19 protein-coding genes and 1 pseudogene are annotated in these 16165 nt (G+C 49.3%); 10 read left to right on the top strand and 10 right to left on the bottom strand.

Annotated elements, in window-relative coordinates:
- Window positions 1–227 precede the first annotated feature (227 nt).
- The 5 genes from fusA (at window position 228) to JRI46_07400 (ending at window position 4895) form a co-directional block, all read left to right on the top strand.
- On the top strand, window positions 228–2267 hold the full coding sequence (gene fusA / locus JRI46_07380; protein ID MBW2039400.1) for an elongation factor G: 2040 nt from the start codon (window positions 228–230) through the stop codon (window positions 2265–2267).
- Entirely contained in the window at window positions 2264–3250 is a 987-nt protein-coding gene (locus JRI46_07385) for a biotin--[acetyl-CoA-carboxylase] ligase (protein ID MBW2039401.1), read from the top strand. Before fusA ends, JRI46_07385 begins: the two co-directional genes overlap by 4 nt.
- 3 nt (window positions 3251–3253) lie before the next feature.
- Entirely contained in the window at window positions 3254–4030 is a 777-nt protein-coding gene (locus JRI46_07390; GenBank protein MBW2039402.1) for a type III pantothenate kinase, read from the top strand.
- Between the two features lie 259 nt (window positions 4031–4289).
- Complete coding sequence (locus tag JRI46_07395; protein ID MBW2039403.1) at window positions 4290–4541, top strand: DUF433 domain-containing protein; 252 nt, start codon at window positions 4290–4292, stop codon at window positions 4539–4541.
- Complete coding sequence (locus tag JRI46_07400) at window positions 4542–4895, top strand: DUF5615 family PIN-like protein (protein MBW2039404.1); 354 nt, start codon at window positions 4542–4544, stop codon at window positions 4893–4895.
- A gap of 70 nt (window positions 4896–4965) precedes the next feature.
- On the opposite strand, the gene JRI46_07405 is transcribed toward JRI46_07400, so the two are convergent.
- The 7 genes from JRI46_07405 to JRI46_07435 form a co-directional block, all read right to left on the bottom strand.
- Window positions 4966–5739 (bottom strand): hypothetical protein, encoded by a 774-nt coding sequence (locus JRI46_07405; protein MBW2039405.1) that lies wholly within the window; start codon window positions 5737–5739, stop codon window positions 4966–4968.
- A complete protein-coding gene (locus tag JRI46_07410; GenBank protein ID MBW2039406.1) occupies window positions 5700–5882 on the bottom strand; it encodes a hypothetical protein in 183 nt (60 codons plus the stop codon). The genes JRI46_07405 and JRI46_07410 overlap by 40 nt, the downstream gene beginning before the upstream one ends.
- A 10-nt stretch (window positions 5883–5892) precedes the next feature.
- A complete protein-coding gene (locus tag JRI46_07415; protein MBW2039407.1) occupies window positions 5893–6087 on the bottom strand; it encodes a hypothetical protein in 195 nt (64 codons plus the stop codon).
- Window positions 6088–6138: 51 nt separating this feature from the next.
- Complete coding sequence (locus tag JRI46_07420; GenBank protein MBW2039408.1) at window positions 6139–7197, bottom strand: ABC transporter ATP-binding protein; 1059 nt, start codon at window positions 7195–7197, stop codon at window positions 6139–6141.
- 1 nt (window position 7198) lies between these two features.
- Complete coding sequence (locus JRI46_07425) at window positions 7199–7966, bottom strand: ABC transporter permease (GenBank protein MBW2039409.1); 768 nt, start codon at window positions 7964–7966, stop codon at window positions 7199–7201.
- Complete coding sequence (locus tag JRI46_07430) at window positions 7953–8969, bottom strand: ABC transporter substrate-binding protein (protein ID MBW2039410.1); 1017 nt, start codon at window positions 8967–8969, stop codon at window positions 7953–7955. Before JRI46_07430 ends, JRI46_07425 begins: the two co-directional genes overlap by 14 nt.
- Window positions 8970–9155: 186 nt before the next feature.
- Window positions 9156–9632 (bottom strand): PadR family transcriptional regulator, encoded by a 477-nt coding sequence (locus tag JRI46_07435; GenBank protein ID MBW2039411.1) that lies wholly within the window; start codon window positions 9630–9632, stop codon window positions 9156–9158.
- Between the two features lie 240 nt (window positions 9633–9872).
- Here JRI46_07435 and JRI46_07440 point away from each other — a divergent pair, with 240 nt between their 5' ends.
- The gene (locus JRI46_07440) at window positions 9873–10085 is read left to right on the top strand and encodes a dodecin domain-containing protein (GenBank protein ID MBW2039412.1); all 213 of its coding nucleotides are present in this window, start codon (window positions 9873–9875) and stop codon (window positions 10083–10085) included.
- A gap of 341 nt (window positions 10086–10426) precedes the next feature.
- Entirely contained in the window at window positions 10427–11503 is a 1077-nt protein-coding gene (locus tag JRI46_07445; protein MBW2039413.1) for an aminopeptidase, read from the top strand.
- Here the strand turns inward: JRI46_07445 and JRI46_07450 are convergent.
- The 3 genes from JRI46_07450 to JRI46_07460 are packed head-to-tail and all read right to left on the bottom strand — an operon-like array spanning window position 11484 to window position 13703.
- Entirely contained in the window at window positions 11484–11891 is a 408-nt protein-coding gene (locus JRI46_07450; GenBank protein MBW2039414.1) for a PaaI family thioesterase, read from the bottom strand. The two genes, JRI46_07445 and JRI46_07450, sit on opposite strands and share 20 nt — an antisense overlap.
- A gap of 2 nt (window positions 11892–11893) precedes the next feature.
- Entirely contained in the window at window positions 11894–12679 is a 786-nt protein-coding gene (locus JRI46_07455; GenBank protein MBW2039415.1) for a sugar phosphate isomerase/epimerase, read from the bottom strand.
- Window position 12680: 1 nt separating this feature from the next.
- Entirely contained in the window at window positions 12681–13703 is a 1023-nt protein-coding gene (locus tag JRI46_07460) for a potassium channel protein (GenBank protein MBW2039416.1), read from the bottom strand.
- Between the two features lie 294 nt (window positions 13704–13997).
- On the opposite strand from JRI46_07460, the gene JRI46_07465 reads away from it, so the two are divergent.
- The 3 genes and pseudogenes from JRI46_07465 (at window position 13998) to JRI46_07475 (ending at window position 15774) form a co-directional block, all read left to right on the top strand.
- Window positions 13998–14438 (top strand): nucleoside recognition protein, encoded by a 441-nt coding sequence (locus JRI46_07465; GenBank protein ID MBW2039417.1) that lies wholly within the window; start codon window positions 13998–14000, stop codon window positions 14436–14438.
- Window positions 14432–14848: a nucleoside recognition protein gene (locus JRI46_07470; GenBank protein ID MBW2039418.1), complete on the top strand. Its 417-nt coding sequence runs from the start codon at window positions 14432–14434 to the stop codon at window positions 14846–14848. Before JRI46_07465 ends, JRI46_07470 begins: the two co-directional genes overlap by 7 nt.
- A 148-nt stretch (window positions 14849–14996) precedes the next feature.
- A pseudogene (locus JRI46_07475) lies at window positions 14997–15774 on the top strand (TIGR00366 family protein).
- Window positions 15775–16165 lie beyond the last annotated feature (391 nt).

The raw sequence follows: 16165 nt of genomic DNA on the forward strand, positions 1-16165 counted from the left end.
GATTCGAGGATTCAAGGGTTCAAGTGTTTGTTGTTCACTAGAACCCAAGACCCCTAGGTTCCTAGAATCCTGCCTTAGCTTGGAAGCTCACTTTTACCGTGAAATCTTCACGGTAAAAATAGCACAAAAGGCGAAGGGGGTAAAGGGAGGGTGTAATTGACCCTAACGATTCTTTGTGATAAAAAATAGTAATTTCCCCCAAACATTCGATTTCTTCCGGGGTGCTGATGGTAGGCGAAAAACAACTACGCAAGACCAGAAACATAGGGTTCATGGCCCACATCGATGCGGGAAAGACCACCGTCACCGAGAGGATCCTCTACTATACGGGGCGCACCTATAAGATCGGTGAGGTGCACGAGGGGACCACGGTGATGGATTGGATGTCCCAAGAACAGGAGAGGGGGATTACCATTACTTCAGCAGTGACCACCTGCCAATGGCGCGATCACATCATCCATATTATTGACACCCCAGGTCATGTAGATTTCACCATTGAGGTGGAGAGGTCTTTACGGGTGCTTGACGGGGCCATTGCCGTGTTCTGTGGGGTAGGGGGGGTGGAACCTCAGTCGGAGACCGTATGGCACCAGGCCGATAAGTACCGGGTCCCCAAGATCGCTTTTGTCAACAAAATGGATCGGGTAGGAGCTGATTTCTTCGGCACGGTGGAGATGATGACCGAAAAACTCGGGGCCGATCCGTTGGTAGTCCAGATCCCTTGGGGGGTAGAGGATTCCTTTGGTGGGGTAATAGACCTGATCAAGATGAAAGGGATCATCTGGGAAGAGGATACTCTGGGGGCGGTCTATCAGGAGATCGGGATCCCCGAAGGCATTCTCCCCCAGGCCCAGGAGTACCGGGAGCGCCTCTTGGAGAAGGTGGCAGAGACCGACGACCTCCTGATAGAAAAGTATTTAAGCGCGGAGGCAATCTCTGAGGGGGAATTAAAGAGGGCCATCAGAAAGGCGACTGTTGAGGTTAAAGTGGTGCCGGTGCTATGTGGGGCCGCCTTAAGGAACAAGGGGGTTCAACCCCTCCTGGACGCCATCGTAGATTACCTCCCCTCACCCCTGGATGTCCCTCCGGTGGAGGGAGTAAACCCACGCACCAAAGAGATCGAACAGCGAAGAAGCGATGAGGATGAACCCCTCTGCGCCCTGGCCTTCAAGATCATGATGGACCAGGGGAGGAAGCTCACCTACCTCAGGGTCTATTCAGGGGTCATGGAGACGGGTAAGATCGTCTATAACGCCAATTTGGACGAAGAGGAACGCGTGGCGAGGATCTTTGAGATGCACGCCAACCACCGCAGGAGGCTCGATCGGGCGAAGGCGGGGGAGATCGTGGCTGTAATGGGGTTAAAGGAGACCTCGACCGGGAACACCCTCTGCGATCGTGCCCACCCTATCCTGCTGGAGCCGATAGAGTTCTACAAGCCGGTCATCTCCGTGGCAGTGGAACCCAAGACCAATCAGGACCAGGATAAGCTCCCCTTTGCCCTGGAGAAACTGAGCGAAGAAGACCCCACTTTTAAGGTGAGATATGACGATGACACCGGGCAGACAATTATCTCGGGGATGGGAGAACTCCACCTTGATGTCCTCATCAAGAGGTTGGTGGAGGAGTACAATTTGGCGGTTAATGTCGGCAGACCCCAGGTGGTCTATCGTGAGACCATCGTGAAACCAGCGGAGGTGGAAGGAAGATTCTCCAAGGTGATCGAAGAAGTCCCTCACAGTGCTGAGATCAACTTGGAGATCATCCCCAATGAGAGGGGAAAAGGGATTGAGTTCATCTCCCTGGTACCTGCGGAAGAGATACCTCAGGAATATCTCGAGGCTATACAGGCCGGCGTGGAGGATTCTTCCACTGTGGGTGCACTCATGGGTTACCCCCTCACCGATATAAAGGTCCTGTTCAAGGGTGCCCGCTACACTCAAGATGAGTTCACTACCATGGTCCTTAAGGTGGCAGCATCTCAAGCCCTGCGCGAGGCCTGCCAGAAGGGTGGCCCACTACTCTTGGAGCCCATGATGGAATTGGACGTCATGGTCCCTGAGGAGTTCATGGGTGAGGTGATCGGCGACATACAGTCGAGAAAGGGATCCATTGAGTCCATCAGTACAAAGGGGAAGATGGCGATGATTAAGGCCCTCACCCCCTTGACCAGCATGTTTGGGTATTCCACTGATCTAAGGTCCATGACCCAGGGGAGGGGGACCTTTTCCATGCGTTTTTCTCATTACGACAAGGTGGTAGATTGAGAGGCGCGGAGATAGCCGGTAGGATATTGGAGATGTTGAGGGGCAGCAAGGGTTATCTTTCTGGAGTAGAGATGAGCAAGGTCTTGGGGATAAGCAGGAGCGCCATCTGGAAACACATCAGATCCCTGCGCAGGGAAGGTTATAAGATTGAGGCCAAGCCTGCCAGTGGGTATAGATTGGTCGCCGTCCCCTCACATCTCACCACCTGGGAGATCCAAGCTGGCCTTGGGACCCAGGTATTTGGACACAGGATTCATGCATTCTCTCAGGTGGACTCCACCAATGAGGTCGCCTTTCGCCTCGCCATGGAGGGGGCAAAAGAAGGGGAGGTGGTTGTGGCAGAGGCACAGACCAGGGGTAAAGGGAGGATGAGGCGCAGTTGGGAGTCTCCGTTGGGTTTTAACATCTACCTATCCCTTATCCTCAGACCAAAGATCCCACCGAGCAGGATACCCTTGATTACCCTGATGGCGGCGGTGGCCAGCGCCGAGGCCATAGAAGAGGTCACTGCACTTGCCCCCACCATAAAGTGGCCAAACGACCTGCTGACAAGGAGGAGGAAGTTAGGGGGTATCCTCACGGAGGCGGATATGGAGATGGATAGGATAAATTTCGTCATCTTAGGGATAGGGATCAACGTCAATATGCCCCGCAACTTCTTCCCCCTCCCCCTAAAGGATAGGGCCACCTCCTTAAGAGAGGAGTTGGGAAGGGAGATTTCAAGGGCCGTTCTCATCCAAGCACTCCTGCGGAAGATGGAGGTTTGGTACAGGAGGCTCAGCGAAAATAAGGGGGGGGAGCTCAGACAGAGATGGGAGGATCTCTCTCAGGTAAAGGGAAGAGAGGTAGAGGTTAGCTTTATGGGAGAGATGATTAAGGGAAAGGCCTTGGGGATAGATGAAGATGGGGCCTTGCTGGTGCAAGAGGCCGGGGGAAGGGTGAAGAGGATAGTAGCTGGTGATGTAAGGGTAGCGGGATGGTGAAAGATGCTGCTTGTCATTGATGTGGGCAATACCCATACGGTATTGGGGGTCTTTGTGGGAGATAAACTCCGTCATCACTGGCGGGTGGCAACTGAACCAGAGAGGACGGTCGATGAGTTTGGCATTCTCCTCGGTAACCTCTTCAGCTTTCACGGTATCAGGCCCGAGGGGATTAAAGGGATGGTCATCTCATGTGTGGTTCCTCCGATGCTTCCGATCTTGGAAGAGGTGGCGGAGGGGTATTTTCATATCAAGCCGTTGGTGATAGGTCCAGGGATCAAGACAGGGATGCCCATCTTCTATGATAATCCCGTTGAGGTAGGTGCAGACAGGATCGTCAACTCCGTGGCTGCATATGAACAGTATCACCAAGAGCTGATCGTGGTTGATTTTGGTACCTCCACTACCTTTGATTTTATATCCGCCAAAGGGGAATACATGGGAGGGGCTATTGCCCCTGGGATAGGGATCTCCATGGAAGCCCTATTTCAACGGGCCTCCAAACTGCCCCGGGTGGAGTTGCTCAAACCCAAGGGGGTAATAGGCAAAAACACAGTACACAGCATGCAAGCCGGAATCTTCTATGGTTATGTGGGGTTAGTAGATGGCATGGTCAGGAGGATACAAGAGGAGACCAACTCCAATCCCAAGGTGGTGGCCACAGGGGGTTGGGCCCGTTTAATCGCCTCTGAGTCCAAGACCATCCATGAGGTGGACGAACTCCTCACCCTCAAGGGGTTAAGGATCATCTACCTGCGCAACATCACCAGGAAAAAGTAAACCCAAATACTGCGTTAAGAAGCCAGAGTGAATTGCCCCGCCCACAGGGCAGGGCTTCTCCTTTGGTTTCAAAACAATTTCCTCCCCCTTGATGGGGGAGGATAAAGGTATCAATTGACCGCTATTGATTCCATCCCAAAGACATCAACCTTTGTTGCAGCATCGCCCCTCATCTATAGGGATGTCATTTCTATTGCAAGCCATTGAGTGTTAAGATAGTATAAGGTTTAAATCTTACCCAACAAGGAGGATAACGTTTATGAATGAAGAGAGGAAAGACCTTAAAAGATTTATCCAATCTGACCCTGATATTATGATGGGAAAACCTGTGATTGTTGGTACCAGGATCACGGTGGAATTGATTTTAGAAAAACTTGCCGCAGGTGAAACTATTGAACAGATACTCAAAGCTCACCCCCGTTTAACAGAAGAAGCTGTCAGAGCGGCTTTGGCCTTTGCATCAGAAGCCTTAAGGGCAGATGTAGTTTACCCTATCCGTAAGACAATATAGATGAAATTCTTAGCTGACGAAAATATAGAAAGGGAAATCGTAAACTGCCTTCGGGAGGAGGGACACGTAGTTTTTTATGTAGCTGAGATGGAGCCAGGCATATCAGATGAAGCGGTACTTAACTTAGCAAACAAAGAAAAGGCGATCTTAATGACCTCAGATAAGGATTTTGGGGAGTTAGTGTTTAGATTAAATCGTATACACCAAGGGGTGGTACTTGTGCGATTGGCGGGTTTATACCCTGAGGAAAAAGAAGGGATTATATTAGGGGTTATCAAAGAGCATAAAGACGAACTTCTGTCCGCCTTTACTGTTATCAGTCCAAACAGTGTCCGCATAAGAAAAAAGAAATGAGAGGATTAAAGGAAGTACAGGTATCTTGTTTTTAACTCGACTTTCCCGTGAAGCACCTTCACGGGAAGACTTACGACATAAATCTTTCATAAAAGAGCCCGTATCGTAGGCCATGGCAACTGATGTGGATCTTCTCTTTTTGTAACCTCTCCATAGAGAAAAGGATGATCATGGCCCCAGCCAGGATGATATCGGCCCGCTTGTGGGGGAGACCTTTGATCTTTTTTCTCGTCGCAAGATCCTTTCCTTGCAGATCTTTTATCTGGGCCCTGAGCTCGCCGATGGAGAGCTGCAGCCCATGGACCTTCTCCCTTGCAAACCCCTCCTGGCACAGATGGATGGAACCCAGGGTTACGGCAGTGCCCCCTATTCCCACTAATTCACCCACCATGGCTGAAGGGAGGCAGTAGAGGGTTTCTTTGATCTCCTTTTGAAGCCTTATGACATCATCCTGAGAAGGGGGGTCAATGGTCAAGAACTCCTCTGTTAGTTGTACAGCCCCCAGGGGGAGGGTGATGGTCTGCACTTGATGCGAGGAGCTTCCTCCTTGAGGTAAGATATACTCGGTGCTTCCCCCTCCTACGTCTATCACCAAGGCCTCCTGGGGCATAAGGGGGTCTCTCTGTACCGCCAAAAAGGAGAGATAGGCCTCCTCTTCCCCCTTGATGACCTGGGGGGATATGCCGCACTCCTTTTGGACTAGTTGGATAAATTCCTCGGCGCCCCCTGCCATGCGCAGGGGATTGGTCCCCACAGCAGCGATCTCCTTTACCCCCTTCTGATGACAAAAGGAGACAAATCTCTTCAATGCAGAGATGCTTTCTTGGACGCTGCGTTGGTCCAGCCCCCCCCTCTTTGCAGTCCTCTCCCCAGGCGGGTGGTCTCTGCTATGTCCATGACCACCTCGAGGGAACCCTGGGGGGTTATCTGCCCTATTAACAGCAGGATGGTGTTAGAGCCTATATCAATGGTGGCGTAACAATTCAAGGAAGATATCCTATTGATAGCAGGCGATAAACCTCTCTATAGAGCGGTCAAAGGTCCTTTCAACCTCAGGGGGAAAAAGGCACCCTGGTAGCTCCCCTCGACTCCAATGATATCTGATACACTCACAGCACTTTCCCTTTTTATCACATGGTTCATAGGTACAGGGACACTGCTTTTTGTTTTCCTCCAGATTACATTGTATCATCTTTTTCTCCTTCTGTTTTTGGGCTAAATTTATCGGAACCCCTGAGAACTGTCAATATAGAGGGACGGAGAGGGTCTTTATCCATCTCAATTTCAGAATCAAGTAGACCTCCCTGCCTATTTGCAAGTCCATTCCTTCCCCTACTTCAGTGGGTATCTCGGCCATAAGGGTATGGTCGCCTACCTTCAACTTTATCTTGGTCAGAGATGATGAAGGGGTCATCTCCATGATCATCCCCTTGAACCTGTTCAGGTCCGGTCCAGGGGGTTTGTCTGTTGAGATGTAGATGTCCCGGGGGGAGATGGCAATCTTCTTTATCTCAACCCCCTCATGGGGCACCACTATGGTGAGACCCCCGGTGCCGATCTCCATTAGGCCCAGGCCTAGCTCCCGGCAATATTCACAGGGCAAGATGTTTGGGGAACCGATGAACTCTGAGATGCGTTCGTTTTGGGGGTTAAAGAAGATTTCCTCTGGAGTCCCCACCTGCTCCAGCGACCCTTGGTGGATGACGGCTATCCTATCCCCTATCTCCTCTGCCTCCCTTTGGTTATGGGTCACATAGATGGTGGTTATTCCTAACTCCTTCTGCAGAAGTTGCAGTTCTATCCGAAGATATTTTGATGTCCTGAAGTCAAGGTTGCTCAAGGGTTCATCGAAGAGCAGGACTTGAGGAGAGGGGGCGAGGGTTCGGGCCAAGGCCACCCTCTGTTTCTCACCTCCACTTAGATGCCTGGGGTAGCGAGACGACAGGTGCTTTATCTTCATCATCTGGAGTAGTTCCCCGACTCTGGCTTCCACTCCACTCTGAGATTGCTTTTGGGCTCTTAAACCATAAGCTATATTGGAGGCAACATCGAGGTGAGGAAATAAGGCTAATTCTTGAAACAGGTAGCCTACTTTCCTTTTACTGGTAGCCAGTTTGTCTACCGGCTCGCCATCAAAAAGGACTGATCCTTCATAATCAATTAGTCCGGCAATGATATTCAGCAGAGTGCTTTTCCCAGCACCATTTGGCCCCAACAATACTAGTAATTCTTTATCGAATACCTCCAGGTTGACATTTTGACAGACGTATTTAGATATATTTTTAAGTTGGATAGATGGCATATTACCTCCACTGGCTGGTCAACCTCGTTTCCAAATAGGCAAAGAACTTCTCGAAGGTGAGACACATCACGGATAATACTATCAGGCAAACGATGATGATGTCTATGCGGATGAGGCTTTCCGCTTTCATCATCAGGGCTCCGATTCCGGTAGGGATAGCTACCATTTCAGCAGCTATTATCACCCGCCATGCCATCCCCGCTTCTAACCTCAGCCCAGTGAAGATATTAGGTAGGGCTAAGGGCATAACCACTGTGATCAGAATCCTAATATCTGAAGCGCCCAGCGTTCTAGCCACCTGGATGTAATCCTCGTCTACATTTTTGATACCGGTGACGGTATTATAGAGGACGGGAAAGAAGGAGCAGATAAATATTATAGTGATCGGCAGTGCTTCACCTATTCCAAGCCATAGCATCAATAGTGGTAGCCAGCCGAGGGCGGGGATGGGGTAGAGGAGGCTGATTATGGGGTTCAGTGCCTTATGTACAAAATCCCTCCACCCCATTATGATTCCTATAGTTATGCCAGCTATAGAACCGGCGCAGAAGCCAATCAAGACCCGGACCAGGCTAGCAAGAAAATTATCCCCCAGCACTCCATTGGTTGTCAGGGTATAAAACTCTTGTATTACGGCGGAGAACGGGGGGAAGAAGAACTGCCCTGGGATCAGGTTCAGTCGAGCGACTATTTCCCATATAGCCAGGAATATGGCCACAGGTAGTATCCCCCAACCTGGTCTAATTTTCTTTAGCCTATTCACCTTCAAGGAAGCTCAAATCCAGAATATCCTCAGCTTTGAAGCTGCTCTTTATATAGCCTAGCTCTGCCAGATAATCTATCTCTTCCTGAACCATTTTAGGGTCAATATCGGTAGTACACTTCATTCTGATAGTCAAGGACCTCAATATAGCCTCTGGAGTAATTTCCAATTTGGCGGCGACCTTTCCTACCCTTAGAGGGAAAACCTCTTTGCCGGCAACCGTCAACTCACCAGCGACGATTCGAGCCGCATCTTCCGGATGTTTATTAATGTATTGGACCCCTCGCCGAGTTATCTTTACCAGCTTTCTAACTACCTCAGGATGGTCTCTTATGAGGTCATCCCTTGCTACTAGAACGCTCCCTTGCATATCAGACCAGACGTCCTGTGCCGTCAGGAGCACCTTGAATCCTAATTCCTCGCCCATTGTGGGGAACTGCTCACAACAAAAACCCGCATCTATTTGCCCCATCTTGAGGGCGAGGAGCACCTTGGGCGGAGGCATGCGCCGGACTTTCTTCAGTATCTTCTCTTTATCAAGCCGATACTTTTCCATCATCTTATGCATGACTGCGTCTGTAGGACTTCCCTCCCGTTGGCAAGCCAGGCGGATATCGGGCCTTTCTAAATCCTTAACGGTTTTTACCTTGTTGGGATCAACGAGTAATCCGTAGCCATACTTATGCGTTCCGGCAACAACCTTTATCGGCACTTTGCCATTGGCATAAGCACTTATGGCCGGTATCAGGCAGACGTAGGCCACATTGATATCGCCCCGGCCTAGAGCTGCAGCCAGGGCCATGCCGGTTATATAGTTATCAAAAGCGGTGACGTCTAAACCTTCGGCTTGAAACCAACCTTGTTTTTTTGCTATGTGGGCACTGGCTGCGTGGTCAACGAACTCCACCGCCATATGGATGGGGACAGCCGCCTTCTCCATTGGAACAACTCCTCCAAGAGGAATGAAAATCACTAATCCTGCCAAGAGTAAAACGAGTAGCCTTTTCATTGATTTATTCCTCCTTTCGTTCAACCATTTTTATTTTCGCAGAGCCTTATCCTTCTTAGCTTTAGTATCACGAAGACCTCTTTGCTGACCTCCAAATCCATGGCTTTAAAAACAACAAAGCAGGATCTTTTTCATCTGAATACCTCCTTTTCTAGCTTTTGCTTTTAAGAAATTGCTTACCAGCCTTTAATGGTTGAAGTATCCTTCGCAATCTTTAAGCCACCTTATAATCGCCTCGATCTGGCAGATCCTGAATTGAAAGACCAGGCCGTCAAATTCACCGCAGCAGACATCATCCTGTTGTTTTATGCCTTCCAAATGTCCCTGGCATACCTTGATCTGTTTTTCCATTAGTTCACCGATGCCGGACAACTTCAACTCCCTCATAAAAAAGAGTTTGGCCAGGAACTGGAGCCTCAGATCACGAATCCTCTCGACCGGCCTTTGAACCCAGTTCAGAAAGGCCTCACGGCCTTCAGGGGTAATCGAATAGATCTTCTTGGCTGGCCGGTTGTCCTGAATTTCTAGTTTCGAGATCACTTCTCCCATCATTTCAAGGTGTTTGAGAAGGGCATAGATCTGGCTCATTCCGGCATACCACACACGCCCCAATCCAGAGGAGAGAAGGTGGTGGATTTCATAACCATGTCTATCCTCTTTCATCAACAATCCCAAGATTACATATTCTTGAGGATGTCTGGTCATTATCACCATTTTAAGGATATTTATAATATGAATATTCAATATATGAATATTTAGATGCCATAGTCAAGCAGAAATTTAGATCTTCTCTGATAATCCTTGACAAATCTACTTTCTGATATATAGTTACAACCTAGTTCTTCTCCTTATCGATTCTTATAGAAAGAGAGGAGTAAAAAAGAGAGAAAGGGGGTGAAACAGATGCCTGATGGTAGGGTAGCCAGGGTAACAGAGGTGATCTCAGGATCACCCAAGGGCTTCGATGATGCCATCCAACTGGGGTTCAAAAGGGCTGTAAAGACCTTAAGGGGGATCACGGGTATGCGCATCATAGAGTTTAGGGTGGCGGTGGAGAACGAAAAGATAGTGGAGTACAGGGTAAGGATGGAGGTCATTTTCGTCCTGGAGGACTAATAGGGAGAATAGACTGAAGGAAGCGGAGGGGACAGCTCGGTGAGAAGCTGTCCCTTTTTGCTGGATCTTTACCGTGAAACTCATTCACGGTAAATTGAATCTGAAGGAGATTTCGTCCCTTAAGGGTTTTTAACCTAACTTCAGGGGGCTGCTCCCCCTGAAACCCCTAATAAGGCAGGATTCTAGGAACCTAGGGGTCTTGGGTTCTAGTGAACAACAAACACTTGAACCCTTGAATCCTCGAATCCTTGAATCCCTCTTTGGGAACTTGAATCCCTCTTTGGGAAATGGTATTTTCATGGGCAGAGGTGAAGGTAAGCCCTTATGAGGGGTTAAGAATTATGTCAAAGATGCGCTGGATTTTTGTCCTTTTACTATCTCTTTTCATCTTTACCTCTTGCGCTAAGGGGCTGTATATAGGGAAGCTCGCCTGGGGAGAGGCAAAGATATTATGGGGGAGCATACCAGTTCAGGAGGCCTTAAGGGATGAGGGGATGGCACAAGGGGCAAAGGAGAGGCTCAGGCTTGTTCAGGAAGTGAAAGAATTCGCCCAGGAGAAGATAGGTTTGAGCCTTGACGGCTGCTATGAGGCCTTTTATCGGGTAAAGGGGGATACCCTTATCTATCTGGTGAGTGCCTGTCCCAAAGATAGCCTGGAGCCCTATCCATGGCGTTTCCCTATAGTTGGAGAGGTATCATATAAGGGTTTTTTTGACAAAAAGGATGCCTTAGAGGAGCTGAAGAGTTTAGAAGAAAGGGGGTTGGATACCTGCCTTCAGAGGGCCATGGCCTTCAGCACCCTGGGTTGGCTGAATGATCCTATCTATTCCACCATCTTGGATCGACACCCGGTGGTTATCATCAATACCATCATCCATGAACTCGTCCATAACACCATCTTTCTCAAAGGGGAGACGGAATTTAACGAACAAATAGCATCTTTTGTCGGCGGAAAAGGCGCCCTCATGTTTATCGAGGAGAGGTTTGGATCATCTTCCCCCTATTATCAGCTAGCACTGGATCTCGCCAGGGATGAGGAGCTAGTTGCTGGGTTTATCCAGAAGATTTATGATGAGTTGAAGGGGGTCTATGCCCAGGAGATGTCATGGGATGAGAAGATGAGGAGGAGGGAGGAGATATTTGCCCAAGGGAAGAGGAGGTTCGCCGACCTCAGGGGGATGTTAAAGACGGGTTATTTATTGGATCTCGATAAGGAGAAATTTAACAACGCCTTGATCGTGGCCTATAAGCGTTATCTCAACCCTCCGGATAGCCTTCTCCATCAGGTATATGAAACATTAGGGTGCGATTTAAGGAATTTTATCGAACTTCTTAAAGGTCTAAAGAAGACTAGGGAATCGCCCTACCTCTACCTGGAGAAATGGCTTTGGGAAAGGTCTAAACCCCCTTCTGATTGATGATCACCATCTTACCCCTTCCCTCAGCTGCCAGAGACCCATCTTCCAAATAGGCAACGGTCTTTATCTCTAATAGCCCTTTGGTCTCTTTTTCTAAGGTCCCTTTAAAGATTACCCGGCTACCCAAGGGAATGGGCTTGCGGTACCTCACCTCCATCCTTGCGGTCATCGCATCATAACCCAAGTAGAAGGAGTTCCATCCCAAGAGCTCATCAAAGATAAGGCTCACAACACCACCGTGAAGGTATGTGGACCAACCCCGGTAACGATCGTGGGCGACGAACTCCGCCTTCACCCCTTTATCTCCATCCCTAAGGACCCGGAGTTTTAGACCATCACGATTCTCCTCACCACAGACAAAACAGCGCTTGTCCTTGACAAGCTCCATCTTTAATTCTTTGCCCTCCCCTGATCCTCTAGGTATTCCCTCACCGTCTCAAAACTCCTTGCCAATTCCTCCTCTCGATGGACCTCAAGGGTGTAGATGGGGAAAAGCTGCTGCTCCCAAATATGGTGAAAAAACCCATGGAAATCGAATTTCCCATCTCCTGGAGGGAGGTGTTGGTCCTCTTTCCCATTATTGTCGTGGATATGTACCTCGATCATCCTCTTGCCAAGCCTCTTTATCCACTCCTTCCAACCTATTTTGCTGAAGACAAGCCAATGGCCGGTGTCAAAGCAAAAGCCAAAGTGAGGGGAGTTGATCGCTTCTATAAGCCTCTCTATGGTCTCTGGTCTTTCCTCAAAGACGTTTTCCAGCGCCAACGTTACCCCTAGCTTCTGTGCCTTCTTCACCAAGGGGTCCCACATATCCAGGCTCTCCTTTAGCCAGAGATCTTGAAACTCACCGTAGCGCCATTTATCGTATCCAGGATGACAGACCACAACCTTGGGTTGGGTCAAGGCCGCCAGATGAAGGACGTGCTCCAATCTCTCTCTAGTAGCCTTTCTGATCTTGCTGTCCACCCCTCCAGGGGCCAGGTCCATGTAAGGGGCGTGAAAGGTATAGGAGATGCCACTCCTTTTTAATGCCTCGCCTAAACGCCGCACATCCTCGTCCTGACACCTATCCAGGGCAAAGGAGTCAAAGTATATCTCCGGGTGTATCCTCCTCCTGATGGCCTCATCTTGACGTTCCAGGATCATCTCATAGGGGACAGTGGTTTGGATGATCATCCTAAACCCTTTCGCCAAACATCTCTGCGGACTTTACTAATTGTTCCAGCATCTCCAAGTGCTTCTTTTCGCCGAGGACAATGAGAATATCCCCCTTTTCGATCAGGGTCTCCGAAGAGGGATTAAAGATCATCTTCCCCAATTGCTTTTTGATGGCCACCACTATCAATCCCAGGTCTCGCCTGATCCCCGACTCACCCAAGGGCTTTCCCTTGAACCTGGCATCATCTTCAACGGTGATCTCCTCTAATTGGAGCTCGAGGTGTCTCCTCCGGACTACCAGGTCGACAAATTCTACAATATTCGGTCTAAGTACAGCATTGACCATCCTGGCGGCACCCATCAGATAAGGTGATACTACCCGATTTGCCCCAGCACTCAAAAGTTTCCTGTCCGCCCCCTCCTCATTGGCCCTGCTGAGGATATAGAGATTGGGGTTCAATGACCGGGCGGAGAGGGTGATGTAGAGGTTGTCTGCGTCAGAGCGAACGGCGGCAATCAGTCCCCTGGCCCTTTCTATTCCGGCCCTGACGAGGATTTCGTCCTCGTCGGCATCTCCTTCCACATAGGGGAACTCATCCTCCTCGATCAGTTTTATCCTTTCGGGGTCATTCTCCACTATCACAAAGGGGACATCTTCACGTTTAAATTCCCTGGCGATAAAGGAGCCGATGCGACCATAGCCACATAAGATAAAGTGATCTTTTTGCCTTTTGATCCGCTTTTCCAATTTTCTCCTCCCTAATATCTTTCGGAGTTGGCCGGCGATAATGGTTTGGGTTATGCTCCCCACAATATAGGCCATCACCCCGAAGCTGGACATGATGAGAAATACTGTAAATATTCTCCCTTCCCTCGAGAGTTGATGGACCTCTCCATAGCCGACAGTAGTGATGGTGATGACGGTCATATATAAGGATTCTAATAGAGGCCACCCCTCGATAAACCTGTATCCCAGGGTTCCCCCTAGAAGGAGGGTCTGGGTGATTAGGATGGCTATGAACAAGCGCCGCAAAAGGTTCAAGATGACCTCCTTCATCTCTGAACACTTCAAGATATTATAACTTCTCCCGGATGGCAACATAAAGTTGGCGAGATATGTAATACCTCAGTCTTGGGGGGATGAGCTTCAAAGGGCCTCTTGTCCCCTGATAACTGAGGCATTATCGAGATATTCCCCTTGAGAAAGAAGCTTCTTTTATGACAGAATGAGACAATTGAGAAGCTCCAGCCCTTTTAATGGGTGCGGGGGAAATAGATCACCAAATAGATGCTCGCATAATTTCTGAGCTATTTATGTTATAGGAGAGGACTTTTAATGGGAGAAACGCTAAGAACCCTGATTCTTTCCGGACTTAGACGGGGGATCTATACCTTTTTTGACCTCCTCAAATTCCTTATCCCGGTTTATACAATTATCTTTTTCCTGCAGAAGGGGGGGCTTCTGGAGGGTTGGGCTGCCCTCTTTAAACCCTACATGTCTATCCTCGGACTACCTGGAGAGGCGGCCTTTGCTTTGATCCTAGGTAATGTACTCAATATCTACGCTGCCTTGGGTGCCTTGGCTGGCCTACACCTGAACGGGGCAGAGATAACTATTGTCTCCCTTATGCTCCTGATATCCCATAGTCAGATTATGGAAGGGGCGATCCTGTTCAAGGTACGGCCGGTCTTCGTCCTTCTGGCACCCTTGAGACTGCTGCTGTCCATTTTGGTGGCAGCGGCCATGAACCCCATGATACACAGGATACTATGCTGAGAGAATATCTGACGGCCCTTTTTTCTTTCTCCCTAAAGATGGCCTTAATCCTTATTCCCCTCTTTATTATCCTCGAGGTCCTGGAGGGAAAGTGGCTGCGAAGGACCTCTTGGGCACGCCCATTCAAGGCACTAGGATTATCCGCTGAGGCCTGCATCCCACTCCTTTCGGGCCTTACCTTCGGGCTCCTATATGGGGCTGGGCTAATTATCGATTCCCTGAAGAATTCAAGGTTAAGCACGAGGGAGACCCTAGCCATCTTGCTATTTCTATCCATCTTCCACAGCGTCTTCGAAGATACCCTCCTCTTTCTCGCCGTAGGGGCCGATTTTTTTATCATCACCATCCCCAGGGTGATCATGGCCCTTTTAAGTCTCCTTATCTTGAAATATATCCGCATCGGTGAATAGGCCCTTGATATATCATCATGTGCTAATCATTTTCCTTTCAGATTTTTCTTAACAACTAGGGACCTTTTGTTATAGAAATAGATCGATGTTTTGAGGGTAATGATTTTCAAAGCAGTATATCTGGCAGAAAGGGGGTGAGATCAAAATCATGATGACGGGCTACATCCTGGCCTGCTCCCCGCCGGTGAGGTGGTTGTTGAACGGCCTGGCCAGTTGGACCAATGAGGACAAACCGTGGCAGGCGATCTTCTTGATGGCCTTCTTCTCCATGATCATCGCCTGGTTAAACTGGGGTCTGAGCCTGATCGGCAGCGCCATGTTCGCTCTGTTTATCGTCCGGAAAAACCCAAGGTTGACTACCGTTTGTTGGTGGCAGCAGCCTATCTCGGTTTGGGCTGCACTTGGCACTCAGGGCTCTCGGCCTCTGCTCCCCTGTTGGTGAACACCCCGGGCAACTTCCTCATCAAGGCGGGATACCTAAACAGCACCATCTCCACCACACACACACACCATCTTCACACCCTTTAACATCATTCTGGTGATCATCGTTGTCCTGGTAATCGCCTTTTTGATGAGGGCGATGCACCCCTCGCCGGAGAAGACCTTCAAGGTCAAGCCAGAGCTGGCAGAGCGCATCAAGCTGTACGAGGCCCCCGAGAGGCCCAAGGGCAAGCGGACCGCCTCGCAGTTCATGAACTGGTGGCCGGGATGGAACATCATCGCAGCTGGCCCTCCCCGCATGGAAGGTGGTCGTCACTTACGCCTGGGGCGATATGCTCACCGACATGATCCAACCCTTCTGGGCCATTGCCATGCTGGCCGTGGTGAAACTGGAGTTTAGGGAGATCATGGGGTGGCTGTTTCTGGCCTTCTTTGTCTACGCCATCATCACCTCTGCTGCCTTCCTCTTGCTGGGGTTCATATAGCCTAGATGAGAGGTGTAAAAGGCCTGGGTGGGTTTTCCACCCGGGCCTTTTTTTATACCCCTGACCTCTTGAGGAGAAACTTACGGGTAGATCCCCCTGATCCTGAGGCCATTGGCCACCCTCTTTATACCTAATACCTACCATGAGGGCAGCGGTCCTCATGGGGACCTTCTCCGCTGCTCCTCCCAGGAAAAAATTGCTGGAGTTTCCTGAGTTTTTCATGATTATAGGAGTTTCTATATGTTTTTGAGGAAAGAAACTTTCCTAAGTATTTGAAATGTTTAGATCACTATTTTAAAACTCAAAAAGGGGGGATTCCAGATATCTCTATCTTCAACATATTGATATTATTACACAATAACAATTTCTATATTAAAAAGTCAGGAAACTC

The organism is Deltaproteobacteria bacterium (assembly GCA_019308925.1).
Classification (GTDB): Bacteria; Desulfobacterota; B13-G15; order B13-G15; family RBG-16-54-18; genus JAFDHG01.